Genomic DNA, 19,606 nt, shown 5'->3' with positions numbered 1-19,606 from the left:
TTATTTATCGCAATAAAAACTAAGGTTGATTGTTCTCATTCTCGGTCTTTTTCTTTTCTTTTTCTTCCTGACGTTGTTTTCTTCTCAGTTCTCTTTCTTCCTTTCTGGTTAAAGGAACAGTAGCTGCTGGAGGAGTTTGAACAGGTTCAACTTTCTTTTCTTCTTTTTTTACTTCAGGTTCAATGGTTACAGGAATAACCGTTTCTGGTGTTTCAGGAACAGTAAAATCTGTTGAATCTACTGCTAAGCTATCGGTTGATGTGGTATCTCTTATAATCCGTGGGCTGGGGCAGTTGTAGGTTCTCGTAATATCAACTGTTGCTTTAGGGAATGGACCATAGGTATATCCGGATTTTGGATCGAGGTAAACTTTCTCCATAAACTTAGCGAAAATGGGTAGTGCCGTTCTTGAGCCTTCTCCTTGTTCGCCGTTTTTAAAGTGTGCTGTTCTTTCATCACAACCTACCCAAACACCAGTTACCAGATCTTTGGTTAAACCCATATACCAGGCGTCTACATAATCAGAAGATGTACCTGTTTTACCGCCAATTTGATTGTTCTTTCTAAATAGATCCGGCCATTCCCATAATGCCTGCGATGTACCTTCCGGCTCTTCCATGCCGCCACGGAACATATAAGTCATTAACCAGGCAATTTCTTCTGTTAAAACCCTTTTTGTTTTAGGTTTAAACTCATCAATTACATTGTTATCCTGATCGGTAATTTTCTCAACTAAAATGGGATCAGTTTTGATGCCTTTATTCATGAAGGTGGCATAAGCCTTTACCATTTCATAAACGGTAACATCGTTTGAACCCAAACTTACAGACGGAACAGATTCCAGATGGCTATCAATTCCGCACTCGTGCGCATATTTTACAACATTATCCCAGCCCACCTTTTCGGTTACCTGAGCGGTAATGGTATTTACTGATTTCGCCATTGCCCACCTTAAACTCATTTCGCGGTACGAAACACTGTAATCAGCGTTTTTTGGCTCCCAATATTTCGTTTCACCTTTGTCCTGATAAGCAATTTTAACAGGTTTATCTGTAAATTTATCACATGGACTCATGCCTTGTTCTAATGCCGTTAAATAAGCAAAAGGTTTAAAAGTAGAACCTGCCTGGCGTTTAGATTGATTAACGTGATCGTATTTGAAAAATTTATGGTCAATACCACCAACCCAAACTTTAATTTTACCACTTGCGGGTTCCATGGTCATCATTCCGGTATTCATGATTTTACCATAATAACGGATAGAATCCAAAGTAGAGAATGAAGTATCACGATCGCCTTTGTAAGTGAAGATCTGCATCCTCTTCTTTTTATTAAAATAAGCGGTAACAGAATCTGGATTGTTAGGGAATTTCTTTTGTAAAAGTGCGTAAATCGGCAAGTTTTTCATCGCCCGATCGGGATAATTAACCTTTTGTTTTTCAGAATCGTACCAAGGATCTTCGTTGCCCCAAACATTATAGAACCTGCGCTGCAAAATCCTCATCTGATCGGCAACTGCTTCCTCAGCATATTTTTGAAGTTTAGAATCTATAGTAGTGTAAATTTTTAATCCATCTTCATAAAGGTCGTAACCATTATCAGTACACCATTTTTCCAAGTATTTTGCCACAGCAGCCCTTAAATAGGAGTCACCATCGCTGCCATCCTGCATTTTGCCTTCTTTTAGTTTAATCGGCTCCTTTGATAATTCTGTCAAACTATCTTTGCTTAGGTACTTGTACTTGTTCATTTGTGCAAGCACCACATTTCTTCTTTCTAATGCTTTTGCCGGGTTTTTGGTTGGATTATATAATGTTGTGCCCTTTAGCATACCCACAAGCATGGCTGCATCTGTAGTGGCTAAATCTTTTGCTTCCTTATCAAAGTAAATCCGGCTGGCTGTTTTTATCCCATAAGTATTGTTACCGAAAGAAACGGTATTCAGGTACATGGTGATGATATCATTTTTAGAGTAATTGGCTTCAAGCTTTACAGCCGTCATCCATTCCTTTAATTTTACAATTAAAGTTCTTACCAAAGGTATTTTGATCAATAATCCCTGCGATTTATTATAACGCGTACGGTAAAGGTTTTTTGCCAATTGTTGGGTAATGGTACTGGCCCCGCCATCTTTTCCTAAACCAACAACTGCACGGCCAACTGCTTGCACATCGATACCCCAATGTTTGTAGAAACGAACATCTTCGGTAGCGACCAAAGCCTGCACTACGCTTGGCGCAATTTCATTATAATTTACAGGCGTTCTGTTTTCTTTAAAGTATCTGCCAATCAGTTTTCCATCGGCAGTGTAAAGTTCCGAACCTACACGAAGGGTAGGCGCTTTAATATCTCGAATACTTGGTGAGTAGCCAAATAGCCACAAAAAGTTTAATTGAAGGGCAGAAAAGAAAATTATTATAAAAAATAAAAATATTGTAGAATAACGTAAGTACTTGTTTTTTATCTCTTTAAACATATTGGATAAGATGATCTTTAGGTAAAAGCTGTGGCGTTAAATATAAAAAACTCTATATGCAAATTAACGTATTTAATTTACTTATTTTTTAGTTCTATATTTAAATTATTGATGCATCGATTTATCTAAAACCAATACATGATTATGAAAAACGAATTTAAAGGATTAATTGTACAAGGCGATAAGAAATTTTCTTTAAAAAACCACAAAACTGATTTTATTGGCGGTTATAATAAAGAAAAAGCTAAAGATGCATTGGTGAATTCGAAAATAGAACTTAATCATCTACAGGAGAAACTATATGCATCGGGAAAACATTCCGTTCTGATTATTTTTCAGGCAATGGATGCCGCAGGGAAAGACAGTGCAATCGAACATGTAATGAGCGGACTAAATCCACAGGGATGCCAGGTTTATACTTTTAAAGTGCCAACGTCAGAAGAATATGAGCATGATTTTTTGTGGAGACATTATAAAGCTTTGCCAGAACGTGGCAGGATAGGTATTCATAACCGTTCGCATTATGAAAACGTTTTGGTTTGTAAGGTGCATCCCGAATATGTTTTGAGCGAAAACATCCCAGGTTTTAACGATGTAAAAAAGATCAATAAAAGCTTTTGGCAGCAGCGTTATAAGAGTATCAGAAATTTTGAAGAGCATTTAACGGCCAATGGAACGGTAATTTTAAAGTTTTTTTTAAATGTGAGCAGAGATGAACAAAAACAACGCTTTTTAGAACGTATTGATGATCCTATTAAAAATTGGAAATTCTCTTCGGGCGATATTAAAGAAAGGGCGTTATGGGATAAGTATATGGAAGCCTATCAGGACGCGATTAACGAAACAAGCACAGTAGAATCGCCTTGGCATATCATACCTGCCGATAAAAAATGGTTTGCCCGATTGGCAATAAGTGAAATTATTGAAGACAAATTAAAAAGTCTGGATCTGAAGTTTCTTGTTTTGGGCGAAGCAGAAGTGGCCAAACTCGACGAAACAAAAAGTATTTTATTAAGTGAATAAAAAAATGCAGGTCTATAAGCCGGGTTCTGTTTCCTGATTGCTCAGGATTCCTATCATTTATCCACTATAAACGTTGCCGTTTATCTCTAACGACCTACCCACTAACATCGGACGGGCAGCCCTACATACGTTAGCCTATTTGGTCTTTCAACTCTCGGGGTTTACAAACCACTACAGTTGCCTGTAATGCTCGTGCGCTCTTACCGCACGTTTTCACCCTTACTCCGACATAAGCCAGAGCGGTATATTTTCTGTTGCACTAATCCGTAATTCAGGTTTTCATTCCTGAACCCCTTTCCGTTAGAAAGCGAGATGCCCTGCGTTGCCCGGACTTTCCTCTCTCTCGATTTTACCCGAGACAGCGATAGAACAACCTGCATTTTGCGCAAAGATGGGGTTTTTTGACCACAAAGGCACAAAGAACACGAAGATTTATCTCTGGCTATCGTCATGCTGAATTTATTTCAGCATCTGTATTAATATTTAAGATCCTGAAATAAATTCAGGGTGATGTACGCAGTAAAATGAAAAATTGCCGAAATAGAAAATAATTAGAATCTGCCTATTTACAATTCTGCAAATCTTTTGAAACCTCCGAGTAAGGCACAAAACCCTGCTTATTGCCAAACGAATTGGTGACATAAACCATTACCTGCGCTACATCAATATCAGCCAGTTCAGGGAAAGCAGGCATTTTTTCTTTGTATTCTTTTCCGTGGACGATCAAAGATTCATTCGCACCGTTTTTGATAAAACAAGCTAAACGGTATTTGTTTGTTTTTAAAAATACCGAATCGGTTAATGGAGGTGCAAGCTCACCCAATCCTTCGCCATTTTCGCCGTGACAATTCTGGCACTTGGTTTTATAAATATCTTTTCCGTTCGACATGTAGTTCTGCAGATCGATTGTTTCCTGATTTTGGCAAGATACAATGATGCCTATAATGAAAAGGGAAAAGATGGAGTTGATGATGTACTTGCGCATTGATGTTTTGTTAATATTAACCACAGATAAGGAAAGATAAACACAGATTTAGTTATTTATCTGTCTTTATCCTATATATCTGTGGTAAAACTAGTTTGGCTATAGAGCAAATCATGGAGACAAATTCTTTTTATTCCGTATAGATCCGTGTCTCCGTGACTAATAATTTTTATTTTTTGTACTCGGCCAATAAAACCGGAATATCATTTTTCAATTGTTCTACCTGCTCTTTTTTAGTACCATCATAAGCACCGCGGATCCGTCTGTCTTTATCGATTAAAACCAAATATCCTTGATGTATATACCCATCTTTAGCGGTACTATCTTCGCCAACAGCCACTAAATAGTTCTTTTCTGCCAGGGTATATACGCTGTCTTTACTTCCATAAAGAAACTGCCATTTTGGTCCGTCTACACCTAGTTTTTGAGCATATTTTTTCAAAACATTTGGTCTGTCGTATTTAAAATCAATGGTATGTGATACAAACATCACATCTGGATTGGTTTTAAATTCATTGTAAACCGACATTAAGTTGCGGTGCATGGTGGGACAGATGGTGGTACAAGAAGTAAAGAAAAAATCAGCAATGTAGATTTTACCATCTGTTGCCTTGTTCGTTGTTACTATGCTATCCTGGTTTAAGAAAGACCAGTTTGGAATAGTTTGGTAAACGGTATCAATTTTCTCTATACCTGCTGCATCTCTAACGGTTTCGGCATGACGTTCGCCATAAAAGGGAAGTTTTCTTTCTTGTTTACAAGCGGTAAATATGGAAACAACTAGCAGGCAGGTTGCGATGTAAGCAGTAATTTTATTCATGATTTTATATTAAAAGTGTAAATATACAAGGTAATTTGTTTGGGTTATCGTCATGCTGAATTTATTTCAGCATCTACTACCCAGAATCAAGATCCTGATCCCGATACGAAAAATCGGGACAGGTTGACGAATATTAGTCTCTCGACTTATTTTTTATATACTTTGCTGGTTCGGCCACAAATTTTTGCTTACAGTTTTCGGAACAGAAACTATAGGTAACCTTATTATAAACCGCAGTTTTAGCTGTCTGAGCTTTTACTTTCATTTTACAAACCGGATCTACCATTGCTTTCTTTGCAGAATCGATAGGCCTTGTTTTTGATCCGTTGATTATTGGTGTCGCATTTGATTTTAATGACAAGGTTATTAATCCAATTAGGATTATTGCGAAATTTAATTTTTTCATTTTGAATTGTTTAATGTCGAGGGCCGGATGTTCGAAGACCGAGGTTTAGATACTTAAATTGTTAAGCTCTGCATCTTCGGACTCCTGACATCTGACTTCCTGACTGTTTTATTTAACTTGATATCCGTTTATCAACGAATCTGATTCTCTGGTAACCTTGATATAACCATCTTCCACAGCTCTAATTTTCACCATTTCGGATTTATAATAATCAAGATCTTCCTGTTCGGTTTTTCCTTTAAAATCGTCTTTAAAGAAGTGCATCCAATCCATCATTTTTTCATCAGCTGCATTTAACCGTATAATTAAATCGCTTATTTTTTGTTTTTGTAGTACCGAATCCTGAGCAAGGTTAATCTGATCTGAAACCAATAGTTTATCTAATTTCATTTTGTTCTTTACTACTTTTTCCCCATCAATCATTAATTTATCGTGGATGTTAAGTACTTCCTGGCGTATCGCTTTCGAATCAGGTTCCGTTTTACAGGAAAAAAGAAATGCTGTTGCTATGCTTAACAACAAAATGTTTAATCTGTTCATATGCTGTGATTTAAAAATTATAAGTAATTCCAATATAAACCTTTCCGGCACTCATTGGGTGATCGGTTTCAGCTTCCCAAATGTTTTTTTGTACTCCAGCGTTTAGTGCTACATTTTTATAAAAAACATCTATACCCGCACCGCCCATCAGGTTATTCATGACGTGTTCGCCGGTTTTTTGTCCTTGGTATTTTTCTCCGCCAGAATATTCATAAAAAAACTGTGCTGATGGCATAACCTGAATATCTTTGCCAACTCTTTGGGTATAAAAAATATTAAGGAAACTGGTCGTGCTATTAGCAATACCTTCATCGCGGCTGTTGGTTCCATTAACCTTGTAAGAGGTATTTAGGCTTGCCCCAAATTTTCCTAAGCCTACCATGTAGTTTAGGTATACAAAACCATCGGTACTTCCTGTTCCGGCTTGCATCAATGAGGAATAACGGATGCCAGCTGTGTTTTTAAAATCGTTTTTACCTGTTGGCAATTTTATACCGGCCCCGGCAATCAACTGTTGTTTAAAATTATCTTCAAGCTTTTGCACGAGATGGTAACCTGCATACAAATTAATATCGCCCACGCTCGAAATAGAGGAGGTATATCCATTATAACGCTCGCTATTGGAAACATAAGGTAAAATGGCATTGATTTCCAGTTTACTGTTGATAAAATATTTACCTCTAACCTCTAAAGAACGGTAAAGTTCATAATCATTTGCATTGCCAGCATGATTGGTTATTGGTGAATCTTGACTTCGCGCTGGGATAAAGAAATTTCCTCCATTCGGGAATAATGAATGCGATTGCCCTTCATAGCCGCTAAACGAACGGTAACGGTATAAAACGCTGATGCTATTGCGGTTGTAGTAGGGGGTGATGCCCATAAAACAACCGCAGATATCGCAGGCGAAAACCTGACTGCTCATGAGTACGAAAATTAAAATCAATAATTTACGACTCGCTGTATAGTGTGTTTTTGATAAATTCATTGTCTGTTAATGTTTTTAAAAAGGCCTTGATCTGCTCTTTTTCTGTGGTATTTAAAGGGATGCCATTTTTTAGTTGAACGTCGAGATTTGCTGAGGCTTTTACGCCAGAGTTATAATGTTCCAAGACCTCATCTAAGCTATAAAAGCGACCATCGTGCATATATGGACTCGTATATTCGATATTGCGTAAGGTAGGCACACGGAACTTTCCTAAATCTGAAGCTACCCCCGTAATGTGTGAACGCCCTTCATCGATACTTACCAGATCTAATCCGTTACTTCTGTAAGAAAAATCAGTAAAAAATGGTTCTGCATGGCAGGATGTACATTTTTCTTTGAACAGATTGTAACCCGCCAATTCTGCAGAGGTAAAGGAAACAGCATTCTCTTTGCGCATTACTTTATCGTATTTCGAATTTCCTGAAACCAGTACTGCCGTAAATTGTGTAATCGACTTTAAAATCAGTTGCGAATTGATTTCTGTTGAACCAAAGGCCTGTTTAAATAAATCGGGATATGGAGCCGTTTTTTTCAGGAACGCAACGATTGTTTGTATATCAGTACCCATTTCGCATGCATCGGTAATGGCGTTTAGTGGCGACGTTTCGATGTTTTTTACACCGCCATCCCAAAAGAACGCTTTTTGCCAGGCCAGATTAAAAAGTGGAGGCGTATTCCGTTTTCCCTGGCAATTATTTACACCATGACTTACTTTATGATCAAGTTGTGTAAAAGCAGCAAATTGCTGATGACAGCTTCCGCATGAAACACTTTTATCTGCAGATAAGCGGGCTTCGTAAAATAATTTCTTACCAAGCGCAAAACCTGCATTGCTTAATTTATTGTCTTCGAAACTGTATACCGGAGCAGGGAAGTTGGCCGGAACCGAAAAGGTAATTTTCTTTTCCTCAGGCGTTACTTCATCTTCATTTTTGCTACAGGCATACATCAACGCAATGCTTAAAAAAAGCATTACGAAGACGGTTATTTTCCTTAACATTTAATTATGGATGTGATCTAAACGAAATAAGCCATTTGCATAGTTGTTGGCTACAATTACAGAATTTGCTCCACCCATTGTCATATTCAAAGTAGCAAAACTCACATCGGTTTTACCTGTAAATAATGCAGCTGCATTTACAATAAAGTGCATATTCGGTTTGCCATCGGTTCTAATTCGAAGTGGATTTGCCGCATTAATCTCCGTGGTAAAAGTTCTAATGGTATTGTTTGGATCGGTAACTCCACCAATGTGAAAGGTAATTGCATTTCCGGTTGCTGTTGATTGCGGTGAAGTTCCCTCTAGTTTAACGAATATGTAACCGCTGTTCCAGGTCCAGAACATGCCGTTGATCGGATCTAGCGCACCAGTTTGTGCACCGGCAAAATTACGGGCATAATCTACACCAATGGTGTATTCTATTTTGATATAATCACCCGTTGGTACATCTTTTAGCGTAATATTTGTCGATTCTGCTTTCGAAGCATCGATTAAGAAATAACTTTCAGGAATGAGATAAGTGGTTCCGTCAGCTTTGCTTAATTTGATGTTACTTACATAGTATTTAAATACATTGATCTTAAAATCTTCGCCTTTGGCATTTTTGTAAGTTGTAGTGTTTAAAACCAAGGGACTTCCGTTTACCTGATTTTCGAATTCAATAGAAAAAGTAGATTTGGTATCTGCGGCAACTTCGTCGGTATTTTTTTTACAAGAAGATAATAATATAATAGGGCATAACAATGCCAGAAAGTATTGTGATAATTTCATTTTAAGAAAAATTAGATAAGTAAAAATTAATTTGCTGTCATTCTGAATGCAATGAAGAATCTCTGGCACTTAAGCAGAAATTGACATTACAGAAAATGGCAGGCCTTGTGGTTGTTATAAATGAGATTCTTCGCTTCGCTCAAAATGACAGATAGCCATACTTTGCAATAGCATAAGCTTTCGCATAAAAAACCATAAAAAAAGACTTAAACTGCTTTCGGTGGATGAAAAATAGAAATGGAAAGATCCTTAACCGGTTTTTCGATATAAAGATTTTCTGAAGTGATGATGAAATAAGGAAGAGTGTGATTCAATGCAATAGTCTGAAATCTGGGTTCGGCCTCTACAACTCTTTTCAAGTTTTCCTGAGCCTGTTTGTTTTTACCCTCAAGCTCTTTTAGTTTTTTAGCCAGGAAGCACTGTCCATCACAATGTAATTCTGGATGTTCTTTATTGATACAAAATACACTTGTAATGTATTCTTTGTTCATTTTATAACCAGAATAGATTACCAATTGCATGGCGCCGTTAGAAACGGTACATGTAATGATAAGATATATTAAGATTTTTTTGAACATGGTATTGCGCTGCAAAAGTATTAAAGAAATTGGTTGCAGCAAAGAAAAAATAAGAAAGACACAATTTCTTACTTTTAGGGGCAGGTTTAAGCTTTGTACAGTTTGAAATTTTCCAGAAATTTAAAATCCTTAAGATTTAATGTGTAAAGTTCCAGATCATGAAATATCGATGTAGATGCAATTAAAGCATCGGGAAGATTAAGGTTATGTGACAAAGAAAACTGCTCAACCAGCCTTACTGCTTGATTAGATATTGGTGAAGAAATTGGTAGAACAATTAATTTATCTATATCTTTTCTGATTAGATTCAATTCTCTTTTATTTCTTGCTCCATAAAGTAATTCTGCGCAAGTAACATCAGAAATAGCAACATTATCTTGGCCAATTTTTTCAAAGGCTTCAATGATTAAATCATTGCCCTTGTAAATTTCGATAAAAATGTTTGTATCACATAAAACCATTACCTTTTCCAAGCTTTATCTCTAAGTTCCGTTGAGTTAATATTATAGTCACTCCAAATGCCTTTAGATAAAGAAAATTTCATTGTTTTAGTTGATTTCTTTGGCGATACGGTTCTTAATTCAACATCAATGTCCGATGATTTTAGAAAAGCTAACAACGCGTCAATTTTACTTTGTTCTACATTATCTTTTAAAATTATCTCAGTCATAAGTCCATTCTTTAATATATGTAAATATACGCAATCTATTTTTATTGATGAATTTTGCATCTGATGTTTTGTTTTTGCCACAGAATCACAAAGGATACAGAAAATTTATTATTCGCTCGTCTTCAGCAACTAAATCCTATAATTTCACCTGTGTTTTTAGTTAATCAGATTTTTATTTATCTTGCATTACACAAAAAATGAAACCTATGAAATTATTTAAAACTATCGCATTGATGATGGTATTATCCTCATGTGCCAAAAAAGAGGTACCAGAGGTACCACCTACTTTTAACAATCCAAATTGGACAAGAATTGAAATTGCAAATGGGAGAGAAGCCCATGCCGTTTATGGCAGTATTGATGACACTTTAATGGTATCAACCCTAACAGAAATTTATCAAACTACGGATAAAGGCAAGACCTGGCAAAAAACCAAAGTAAATCATCAGCCTATATATGGTTTTCTCGCTGTTAAGGATACTATTTTCGCATTGCAGTCAAACAGTTTACGGACTAAAGAAAATTTGCAGTTGGCCACTTTTAGCCAATACTTTAGTCTAGATAAAGGTTTTACGTGGGATTGGTGCAGCAAATTTAATATTTCAGAACAACGATTCCAGGAATTTGCCACTGTTTACCTGGATGATCAAGTGAAAGTTAAACTCAAAGAGAATTTAGAGCCCATAGTTGGAAGTTCTATGTCGAGCTATGTATTAAAAAGTGATATTGAGGTTTTTAAAAACGGATTTTCAGAAATATTGAAGGTTCCGTTTGAGAACCAGATCAATAATGTGCATGTAGATAAATCAGGTAAACTCTATGTTTCAGCCGGAAGAGGCATTCATGATAAAAAAACTGGTAAATACTTATCTGCTGAGAAAAGTGAGGCTGCTATTATTTATATTTCTAAGAAAAATGTACAGCAACTGATTGATTAATCATTCACAAATTTCCCCGCCTGAACAGCTGACAGGCTTGGCTAAACACTAATATGGTTAAAAACAAAAAAACACAGATGAAAGCTATTCATCTGTGTTAATCCTTATTATCTGTGGTTAAAATTAAGCCTGCAAATCAGTCATTACCGCTTTGATTTTTTCTCCAAGTTGTGCATTAACCTTGTCAAAATCTTTTCTATCTGCTAAAGGTGCATTTACGCTGCAGTAGAATTTAATTTTCGGTTCCGTTCCACTCGGGCGGGCTGAAACAATACTGCCATCTTCGGTAATAAACTGTAAAACATCAGAAGTAGGATAATCCAGTTTAGTTACTTTTCCGGTTGCCAAATCAGTTTCCTGACTTAATTCGTAATCTTTAAGTACTGAAACTTTCGAATCGCCCAATGTTGCGGGAGGGTTTTCCCTGAATTTAACCATCATGGCTTTAATTTCTTCAGCACCTGATTTGCCTTTTTTGGTTATCGAAACCAGATCTTCTTTGTAAAGGCCATATTCTACATACATATCTAGCAATGCATTGTATAAACTTGCACCTTTATCTTTATAATAAGCGGTCATTTCAGAGATAAAAGCCGCAGAAACTACAGCATCTTTATCACGTACTAAATCGCCGATTAAATAGCCATAACTTTCTTCACCACCACCGATAAAGTATTTTTTACCTTCTAATTCCGTCATTAACTGACCGATGTATTTAAACCCGGTTAAGGTGTTGTAGTAAGTTACATTTTTCTTTTTGGCAATTTCTTCGATCAGGTTAGAGGTTACAATGGTTTTCACAATAAACTGATTGCCATCTAATTTGCCGCTGTCTTGCCAGGCTGATAACAGGTAATTGATTAATAAACTGCCCGTTTGGTTACCGTTAAGCAATACCCATTCGCCATTGTTGTCTTTTACCGCAATACCTACGCGGTCAGCATCAGGATCGGTAGCCAAAACTAAATCAGCATCAATTTCCTTTGCTTTGTTCATTGCTAAAGTCAATGCGTCTTTTTCCTCTGGGTTAGGATACACTACTGTTGGGAAATTTCCATCTGGTGTGCTTTGTTCTTCAACCAGGGTTACATTTGTAAAACCAAACTGAGCCAAAGCTTTTGGTACCAGGGTAATTCCAGTTCCGTGGATAGGAGAATATACAATTTTTAAATCGTGCTGTCTTTTTATCGCTTCAGGAGAAATAGAAAGTGCAGTGATTCCGTCTAAATACAGTTCGTCTACATCTTCTCCAATGAGTTCGATATTCGCCTCAACACGGTCGAATTTAACTTCGTCGATACTTTTAATTTTATTTACTTCATCGATCACCAATTTATCATCAGGAGAAGTAAATTGACCACCATCTGCACCATAGGCCTTATAACCGTTATATTCTTTAGGATTATGCGAGGCCGTTAGCATTACACCGCTTTTGCAACCAAAATGGCGCACAGCAAAAGAAAGTTCTGGAGTTGGTCTTAATGCAGAGAAGAAATAAACATGGATCCCGTTTGCGGAAAAAACATCTGCTGTAATTTTAGCGAAATAATCAGAGTTATTGCGACTATCGTGTGCAATGGCAACCTTGATTTTTTCGTGAGGGTACTTGTTGTTTAAATAATTGGCCAATCCTTGCGTAGCCGTTCCAATAGTGTATTTGTTGATCCGGTTAGAACCTGCACCCATAATACCACGTAGGCCACCAGTTCCAAATTCTAAACTTCTATAAAATGCATCTGTTAATTCGGTAGTTGCATCTTTATCCACAAGGGCCTGTATTTCTGCCTTGGTATTTTCATCATAATTTCCACTTAACCACTGATTAATTGTGGCTTGTGTTGATTGGTCAATTGCCTGCATTGAGCTGTTTTTTAAATTTAATATCTGGTGTTGAACAAATTTTATTGAATGATGTTTGGTTGAAACGCATTTATTTCAGCCCGTCCAAATTTTATTTTGTTGAGGGTGTTGATTTTAAGCTGCTTTTGTTTAATTTCACGCCCCGATACAATAATAAAGAAAATTACATATTCTGGTATTAAAAAGTGAAACCATCATAATTTTCCATAGCCAAAAGTAAATAAATAAATTATGATAGCTTCATTACCGTTAAAAACAATAAGCATTAAATGAAAATATTAAAATTTGGGGGTACTTCAGTAGGTAGTCCTGAGCGCATGACGAAGTTGTTGGATATCGTTAATCCAAATGAAGAGCAGATTGTAGTATTATCAGCCGTGTCTGGTACTACAAATAGTTTAGTGGAAATTGCAAATTATTTTTTAGCTGGAGATAAGAAGAAGGGAAGCGAGTGCGTCGAGAATTTATACCAGAAATATAAAGCTTTTGTTGTTGAATTGTTGCCTGCTTCCGAGTTTCAAGAGCAGGGAAATGAAGTGATCGATTATCACTTTGGTTTCTTAGCTGGCTTAGCGAACGATATTTTTACTCCTATTGAGGAGAAAGTAGTGTTGGCTCAAGGAGAATTGTTATCTACAACTTTATACCATATTTATTTAAAGTCTATCGGCGTACCCTCGGTATTATTGCCGGCTTTAGATTTCATGAAAACGGATGAAGATAATGAGCCTGATATTCCTTTTACAACGAAACATTTAATGCCCCTTTTGGAGCAGCATAAAGACAATAAACTGTTCATTACGCAAGGATACATCTGCCGCAACAGTTTTGGCGAGGTAGATAATCTACGTCGCGGTGGTAGTGATTATACTGCATCATTATTAGGTGCAGCAATTATGGCGGAAGAAGTTCAAATCTGGACGGATATTGACGGCATGCACAACAACGATCCACGTATTGTTAAAGGCACTAAACCAATTGCACAGTTATCTTTTGATGAAGCAGCTGAGTTGGCTTATTTTGGCGCAAAGATTTTGCACCCTCAATCAGTTTTCCCAGCACAGAAATATAAAATTCCGGTTCGTTTGTTAAACACGATGGAACCTTCAGCTGCAGGTACTTTGATTACCCACGATAGCGAAAAAGGAAAAATTAAATCAATAGCAGCCAAAGATGGCATCACGGCAATCCGTATCCAGTCGAGCCGTATGTTGTTGGCTTATGGTTTCTTACGCAGGGTTTTTGAAGTTTTTGAACGGTATAAAACACCTATCGATATGATTACTACTTCTGAGGTTGCCGTATCGTTAACAATTGATGAAACAGCTCATTTGCCGCAGATTATCGAAGAATTGGAAAGTTTCGGAACGGTAGAGGTAGATACCAACCACAGCATTGTATGTGTAGTGGGCGATTTCGGTTCGGAGAAGCATGGTTTCGCCAGCAGGGTTTTAGAAGGTTTAAAACACATTCCGATCCGTATGATTTCTTACGGTGGAAGCAACTACAACGTTTCGCTTTTAATATTAAGTGAGTATAAAACCGAAGCTTTAAGAAGCCTGCACAATAGACTATTCGAATAAGAGGAAAAAAGCACCTACCGCCACTAGAAAGCCTATAAGGAAGTGAAAAGCCAAGAAACTTGCCGGTAGTAACCCGTTTTTATGTTTTTTGTAAGAGTTATACAATCCTGCAGAAAGAATGAGAATAATAAATATGGCGGCTGCTATCTTCATTTTTTGATAAATAAGAGGAACAGTACAATGAAGAGTAACACGATAAAAAACCGGACTTTTCCGTTGTATTGTTTCTGGGTAATTCTTCCATGCTTTAAATCCAGGTAGTTACCCAAATAAATTAGCCCAAAGAATAAAATTAAAATTATAATAAGGAATTTGAACATGTTCGCCGATAAAGATATATCAAAGTTTAACAATATAGAAACGCCTTTTTACTACTATGATACCGATCTGTTGCAAAAAACCTTGCGCACCTGTGCAGATGCAGCGGCTCCGTACCAATTTCACATTCACTATGCACTAAAGGCAAATTTTAATTCTGTGCTGTTAAACCAGATTAAAGAAATTGGTTTCGGTGCAGATTGCGTGAGTGCAGGAGAGGTGAGAAGAGCAGTTGAAGTAGGTTTTGATCACAAAAAAATCGTTTTTGCCGGAGTAGGTAAATCGGATAAAGAAATCAACGAAGCCCTTGATCTTGACATTTTCTGCTTTAATGTAGAATCTATCCAGGAATTAGAGGTGCTGAATGAACTTGCCGGTAAAAAAGGTAAAACAGCTCAGGTGGCTATCCGCATCAATCCTAATGTGGATGCACATACACACCACAACATTACCACTGGTTTAGACGAAAATAAATTTGGGATCAACTCCTGGGATTTGCCAGAGTGCGCGGAAACTTTAAAAGCATCTCCAAACCTGAAATTTATCGGTATCCATTTTCATATTGGTTCGCAGATTACCAATTTGGATGTGTACAAAAACCTTTGTGTGCGTGTAAACGAATTTGCAGCCTGGTTTGAAGATAAAGGTTTTAACCTAAAAGTATTAAATGTTGGTGGCGGCTTAGGCATCGATTATTACAATCCCGATAATCAGATTCCTGACTTTGAATCTTATTTTAAGATTTTCAATGAATTTTTGACTGTTAAACCTGGCCAGGAAGTACATTTTGAATTGGGTAGGGCATTGGTTGGTCAATCGGCTTCATTGATTACCCGTGTACTTTACATCAAAAACGGAAAGAAGAAAAATTTCGTGGTTTTAGATGCCGGTATGACTGAATTGATGCGCCCAGCCTTATATCAAGCCTATCACAAAATCGAAAATCTTAGTCAGTCTGGAGTAACGGGTTCGAAGTCCGAAGTCGTTAAATACGATATTGTAGGCCCAATCTGTGAAAGTACCGATTGTTTTGGTAAAGAAGTAGAGCAACCTGAATCGTTCAGGGGCGATATTTTTGCCATCCGTAGTGCTGGTGCCTATGGAGAGGTGATGGCTTCGAAGTATAACTTAAGGGATGCGATAAGATCGGTTTATAGTTCAGAGATATAAATTGTCACATTCAGCCTGTCGAAATGCTTCAAAGTTCTTCGACAGGCTCAGAATGACAAATCAATTATTTTTTCTTCGACGCTACGAATACAATCACACCAGCCACCAGAATAATGCCACCTGCATAAGGAGGCCAATTGACGGATTTTTCTTTATCGGCAGATATTTGAATGGGACCTGCATCAACAATTTTTTCTTTTTTAGTGTAAGAGAAGCCAGTCCAGATGAGCATAGCAATACCCACAACGATTAATATAATTCCTAATGTTCTGTTCATAATATTATATTTATATCAGAACAGTAATAGCTGCGATAAGTTTTATTAGAACTTATAACCTAAAGAAATCTTACTTGCTAAATTTATATTTTCGGCTATTTCAAATGAAAGTGTGATTTTTTTTACATTTAAAAAGTAGCTAAGATTCCATGCTCCGGAACTTTTAATTATTTTATCAATGTCTGCGAAATCTCCGTACTTAAAACTGTTAGCTAGTCCTGGTGTTCCGCCAATGAAAAGCCTAAAAGCGTGTTTAATGTCATGATTACGCATTCCTCTAAAGATCACTTCTGTCGATAAACCAGTGGTCCAAAATCTTTTCCTATTTGAAACACCTGCATAATTGTAAACTTTACCATTATAAACTTCTTCTCTAAAATCAGCATACGCTCCACTTTCGGTACTTAAAGCGTTTTCCCAATTTATAAATCTAAAATCTGTATTTCCATTAGCAGACGTGCTATGGAAGCCTATAGAAGTTCTCAAGCCAAAGCCATACATTTTTTTGTTAAAAGAAGGTGGGTAATCTGCTTTGGCATTATTAGCATCATCTTGGTAGGTATTTTCTGCGCTCCCTAAATAACCAAAAACACCGTATGCAATGTTAAATCCTTTAAACGTATGGGCACGGTTAATATTCAACATACCCAATTCAAATGAGACGCTACCATTTCCTGGAGAAGAGGCCCCGGCAAAACTTGCTGATGCATGTGTTAAAGATTTAACACTGTCGGCTTCCATCGGACGAGGCAGATAGCCCATATTATTTCCTGGCAAGGCAGGTGTAAGGTACGTTCTGCAAGAGCTGGTTAAAGTAACCACAAGCAAAAAAGAAAAGAGAGCATTAATTTTAGTTTTCATTTTTTTAAGTTAAGTTGATTTATTCGTCAAAGAAATCTACCAAACCTCCCAGGAAATATTCTTGAATACCTTCGGTAAAATCTTTATAATCTTCATCAGGGATATTGGTTTGTTTAAATTCCAGTGAAGTTCCTTTTTTATCTTCGTGAAGTTTTATGGTTACGATAGAAGGTTCGTTTTCTTCTCCAAAATACCATTGTTGAACAATCTGTTTACCGTAAACAAATTCAATGTTTTTGCCCGTAATATCTCCATCCCAGAAAGAAAATTCTGTTTCTGGCAATTCTTCAAACTCTACTTCAGCACCAGTCCATAGTTTAATGCTGGTTTCTTTCGTAAGGGCTAAATAAACTTCTTCAGGTGGGGCAGGTATATAGGTATATTTTTTAAAATCTTTCATTTTCTTCTATTCTATGTTGAGCCTCAAAATTAGAAGTATTATTTGGAATATGATTGTTGTGGAAATTTTTAGATAAATATTGTATTAAAGCCATATTCCATAAATGTTTTTGGATAGGTTTTTATTTACCGTTACTACTTTCCGAAGCCATGTAGGCTCGGTTTTAGATGTCGAAAAATTTTTGCGCTGTGCTGATGAATCTAAAAATAAAGCAATAAGCGCAAACAGAAAGAAAATTTTGAGAACGTTCTTTTGAAACATATAGGAATCTATTTAAATGCGTTTAATCCGGTTACATCCATTCCGGTGATCAGTAAATGTATATCGTGTGTACCTTCGTAAGTTACTACCGATTCTAAGTTCATCATGTGGCGCATAATGGAGTATTCTCCGGTAATTCCCATTCCGCCAAGCATTTGGCGGGCATTACGGGCTATGTCCAGTGCAATTTCTACACTGTTTCTCTTGGCCATCGATATTTGTTCTGCAGAAGCCCTGTTTTCACTTTTTAATACGCCCAAACGCCAAACCAACAGCTGGCCCTTGGTAATTTCGGTTACCATTTCTGCCAGTTTCTTTTGCTGTAATTGGAAACCACCAATAGGTTTTCCAAATTGTACACGCTCTTTTGAGTAACGCAAAGCGGTATCATAACAGTCCATTGCTGCACCCAAAGCGCCCCATGCAATGCCATAACGAGCTTGGTTTAAACAACCCAATGGACCTTTTAATCCGCTGATTTCGGGAAAAATATTCTCTTTTGGCACTTTTACATTATCAAAAACAAGTTCGCCTGTAGCTGAAGCACGTAAACTCCATTTGTTATGTGTTTCAGGGGTAGAAAATCCTTCCATTCCGCGTTCCACAACTAATCCTCTTATTTTTCCAGATTCGTCTTTCGCCCAAACCACAGCAATGTCTGCAAAAGGTGCATTACTGATCCACATTTTGGCACCGTTTAAAACGTAGTGGCTCCCTGCGTCTTTGATGTTGGTTACCATTCCGCCCGGGTTAGAGCCGTGATCAGGTTCTGTTAATCCAAAACAGCCCATCATTTCGCCACTCGCCAGTTTTGGTAGGTATTTTTTACGTTGTTCTTCAGTACCATAAGCATAAATAGGGTACATCACCAACGAACCCTGCACAGAAGCTGTAGAACGGATACCAGAATCACCGCGTTCAATTTCCTGCATCAAAATCCCATAAGCGGTATAATCTAAACCAGCACCACCATATTCAACAGGGATAGTTGGTCCGAAAGCACCAATATCAGCCAAACCTTTAATGAGGTGTTTTGGAAATTCTGCTTTTTGCGCATAATCTTCAATAATCGGACTTACTTCTTTTTTTACCCAATCTCTGGCCGTTGCACGAATTAATTTATGCTCATCGGTTAACAATTCGTCCAATAAATAATAGTCTGGTGCCTCGTAAAGGTCCTTTTTTGCTGATTTGCTCATGTAATTTCGTGTTATCTGGTTAAGAAATCGCGTTCATTTCAAAGGTAACAATTTACGGCAATGGGCATTATATTCATGAATAAAAATTTAATTTTGCAGCTTACAGAACATACATGAGCCATTTTAAACAAACCGTAGCCTTAAAAGATGTTAAATGCTTTGCCCTACATGGTTATTATCCAGAGGAGCAACTTATTGGAAATCATTTTGTTGTAGATTTAGTAACAGAATTTACGCCGCAGGGTTTTGATGATGAACTGGCACAGACGGTTAATTATGAAGACCTGAATCACATCATCATGGAAGAAATGAAGCATACACAAAAGCTTTTAGAAACGGTTTTGAAGAATATCATTTCGAAAGTTATCGAATTGTATCCTTTTGTTGAAATGGTTAACGTGAGTATGAAAAAACTAAATCCACCTATGCCTGGTCAAATTGGGCATTCTTTTGTTAAATTATCTTATATATCAGCAAAATAA

The 19,606-nt window shown here is 37.0% G+C and carries 21 protein-coding genes and 1 other RNA gene; 5 read left to right on the top strand and 17 right to left on the bottom strand.

Features of this window, described 5'->3' with window-relative positions:
- Nucleotides 1-19: 19 nt before the first annotated feature.
- Complete coding sequence (locus LQ201_RS09025; RefSeq protein ID WP_230141481.1) at nucleotides 20-2,476, bottom strand: transglycosylase domain-containing protein; 2,457 nt, start codon at nucleotides 2,474-2,476, stop codon at nucleotides 20-22.
- A gap of 144 nt (nucleotides 2,477-2,620) precedes the next feature.
- On the opposite strand from LQ201_RS09025, the gene LQ201_RS09020 reads away from it, so the two are divergent.
- Nucleotides 2,621-3,499, top strand: a complete 879-nt coding sequence (locus LQ201_RS09020; RefSeq protein ID WP_230141479.1) for a polyphosphate kinase 2 family protein — start codon at nucleotides 2,621-2,623, stop codon at nucleotides 3,497-3,499.
- Here LQ201_RS09020 and rnpB read toward each other — a convergent pair.
- The 11 genes from rnpB to LQ201_RS08965 form a co-directional block, all read right to left on the bottom strand.
- Nucleotides 3,499-3,880: RNase P RNA component class A (gene rnpB / locus LQ201_RS09015), an RNA gene on the bottom strand. The genes LQ201_RS09020 and rnpB overlap by 1 nt on opposite strands.
- Before the next feature lie 181 nt (nucleotides 3,881-4,061).
- Nucleotides 4,062-4,484 (bottom strand): cytochrome c, encoded by a 423-nt coding sequence (locus tag LQ201_RS09010; RefSeq protein WP_230141477.1) that lies wholly within the window; start codon nucleotides 4,482-4,484, stop codon nucleotides 4,062-4,064.
- A gap of 169 nt (nucleotides 4,485-4,653) precedes the next feature.
- Nucleotides 4,654-5,304: an SCO family protein gene (locus LQ201_RS09005; protein WP_230141475.1), complete on the bottom strand. Its 651-nt coding sequence runs from the start codon at nucleotides 5,302-5,304 to the stop codon at nucleotides 4,654-4,656.
- Nucleotides 5,305-5,437: 133 nt separating this feature from the next.
- Nucleotides 5,438-5,710: a YHS domain-containing protein gene (locus LQ201_RS09000; protein WP_230141472.1), complete on the bottom strand. Its 273-nt coding sequence runs from the start codon at nucleotides 5,708-5,710 to the stop codon at nucleotides 5,438-5,440.
- A gap of 108 nt (nucleotides 5,711-5,818) precedes the next feature.
- Entirely contained in the window at nucleotides 5,819-6,250 is a 432-nt protein-coding gene (locus LQ201_RS08995) for a hypothetical protein (RefSeq protein WP_230141470.1), read from the bottom strand.
- Between the two features lie 10 nt (nucleotides 6,251-6,260).
- Nucleotides 6,261-7,238: a transporter gene (locus LQ201_RS08990; RefSeq protein WP_230141468.1), complete on the bottom strand. Its 978-nt coding sequence runs from the start codon at nucleotides 7,236-7,238 to the stop codon at nucleotides 6,261-6,263.
- Entirely contained in the window at nucleotides 7,201-8,211 is a 1,011-nt protein-coding gene (locus LQ201_RS08985; RefSeq protein ID WP_230146628.1) for a cytochrome-c peroxidase, read from the bottom strand. The genes LQ201_RS08990 and LQ201_RS08985 overlap by 38 nt, the downstream gene beginning before the upstream one ends.
- Before the next feature lie 27 nt (nucleotides 8,212-8,238).
- Complete coding sequence (locus tag LQ201_RS08980) at nucleotides 8,239-9,009, bottom strand: MbnP family protein (protein WP_230141465.1); 771 nt, start codon at nucleotides 9,007-9,009, stop codon at nucleotides 8,239-8,241.
- Between the two features lie 206 nt (nucleotides 9,010-9,215).
- The gene (locus LQ201_RS08975) at nucleotides 9,216-9,587 is read right to left on the bottom strand and encodes a hypothetical protein (protein ID WP_230141463.1); all 372 of its coding nucleotides are present in this window, start codon (nucleotides 9,585-9,587) and stop codon (nucleotides 9,216-9,218) included.
- An 86-nt stretch (nucleotides 9,588-9,673) separates the two neighbouring features.
- Nucleotides 9,674-10,060, bottom strand: a complete 387-nt coding sequence (locus LQ201_RS08970; protein ID WP_230141460.1) for a type II toxin-antitoxin system VapC family toxin — start codon at nucleotides 10,058-10,060, stop codon at nucleotides 9,674-9,676.
- Nucleotides 10,048-10,257, bottom strand: a complete 210-nt coding sequence (locus tag LQ201_RS08965) for a hypothetical protein (protein WP_230146627.1) — start codon at nucleotides 10,255-10,257, stop codon at nucleotides 10,048-10,050. Before LQ201_RS08965 ends, LQ201_RS08970 begins: the two co-directional genes overlap by 13 nt.
- Before the next feature lie 206 nt (nucleotides 10,258-10,463).
- On the opposite strand from LQ201_RS08965, the gene LQ201_RS08960 reads away from it, so the two are divergent.
- Nucleotides 10,464-11,195: a hypothetical protein gene (locus LQ201_RS08960; protein WP_230141456.1), complete on the top strand. Its 732-nt coding sequence runs from the start codon at nucleotides 10,464-10,466 to the stop codon at nucleotides 11,193-11,195.
- Nucleotides 11,196-11,318: 123 nt separating this feature from the next.
- Here LQ201_RS08960 and LQ201_RS08955 read toward each other — a convergent pair whose 3' ends face one another.
- Complete coding sequence (locus LQ201_RS08955; RefSeq protein WP_230141454.1) at nucleotides 11,319-13,055, bottom strand: phospho-sugar mutase; 1,737 nt, start codon at nucleotides 13,053-13,055, stop codon at nucleotides 11,319-11,321.
- A gap of 269 nt (nucleotides 13,056-13,324) precedes the next feature.
- On the opposite strand from LQ201_RS08955, the gene LQ201_RS08950 reads away from it, so the two are divergent.
- Together LQ201_RS08950 and lysA are read left to right on the top strand one after the other, a co-directional pair.
- Nucleotides 13,325-14,638 carry an aspartate kinase gene (locus LQ201_RS08950; RefSeq protein ID WP_230141453.1) on the top strand — a complete coding sequence of 438 codons (1,314 nt, stop codon included), beginning with the start codon at nucleotides 13,325-13,327 and terminating at the stop codon, nucleotides 14,636-14,638.
- 318 nt (nucleotides 14,639-14,956) lie between these two features.
- Nucleotides 14,957-16,126, top strand: a complete 1,170-nt coding sequence (gene lysA, locus LQ201_RS08945) for a diaminopimelate decarboxylase (RefSeq protein ID WP_230141451.1) — start codon at nucleotides 14,957-14,959, stop codon at nucleotides 16,124-16,126.
- A gap of 64 nt (nucleotides 16,127-16,190) precedes the next feature.
- Here the strand turns inward: lysA and LQ201_RS08940 are convergent, their stop codons facing one another.
- The 4 genes from LQ201_RS08940 to LQ201_RS08925 form a co-directional block, all read right to left on the bottom strand.
- Nucleotides 16,191-16,403, bottom strand: a complete 213-nt coding sequence (locus LQ201_RS08940) for a hypothetical protein (protein ID WP_138821201.1) — start codon at nucleotides 16,401-16,403, stop codon at nucleotides 16,191-16,193.
- Between the two features lie 45 nt (nucleotides 16,404-16,448).
- The gene (locus LQ201_RS08935; protein WP_230141449.1) at nucleotides 16,449-17,264 is read right to left on the bottom strand and encodes a hypothetical protein; all 816 of its coding nucleotides are present in this window, start codon (nucleotides 17,262-17,264) and stop codon (nucleotides 16,449-16,451) included.
- A gap of 19 nt (nucleotides 17,265-17,283) precedes the next feature.
- The gene (locus LQ201_RS08930) at nucleotides 17,284-17,664 is read right to left on the bottom strand and encodes an SRPBCC domain-containing protein (RefSeq protein WP_230141447.1); all 381 of its coding nucleotides are present in this window, start codon (nucleotides 17,662-17,664) and stop codon (nucleotides 17,284-17,286) included.
- 269 nt (nucleotides 17,665-17,933) lie between these two features.
- Complete coding sequence (locus LQ201_RS08925; RefSeq protein ID WP_230141445.1) at nucleotides 17,934-19,124, bottom strand: acyl-CoA dehydrogenase family protein; 1,191 nt, start codon at nucleotides 19,122-19,124, stop codon at nucleotides 17,934-17,936.
- 113 nt (nucleotides 19,125-19,237) lie between these two features.
- Here LQ201_RS08925 and folB point away from each other — a divergent pair, with 113 nt between their 5' ends.
- Nucleotides 19,238-19,606: a dihydroneopterin aldolase gene (folB, locus tag LQ201_RS08920; RefSeq protein ID WP_230141442.1), complete on the top strand. Its 369-nt coding sequence runs from the start codon at nucleotides 19,238-19,240 to the stop codon at nucleotides 19,604-19,606.

The organism is Pedobacter sp. Bi126 (genome assembly GCF_918698245.1).
In the GTDB taxonomy this organism is placed as follows: Bacteria; Bacteroidota; Bacteroidia; order Sphingobacteriales; family Sphingobacteriaceae; genus Pedobacter.
This window is presented reverse-complemented; position numbering and strand designations above follow the sequence as displayed.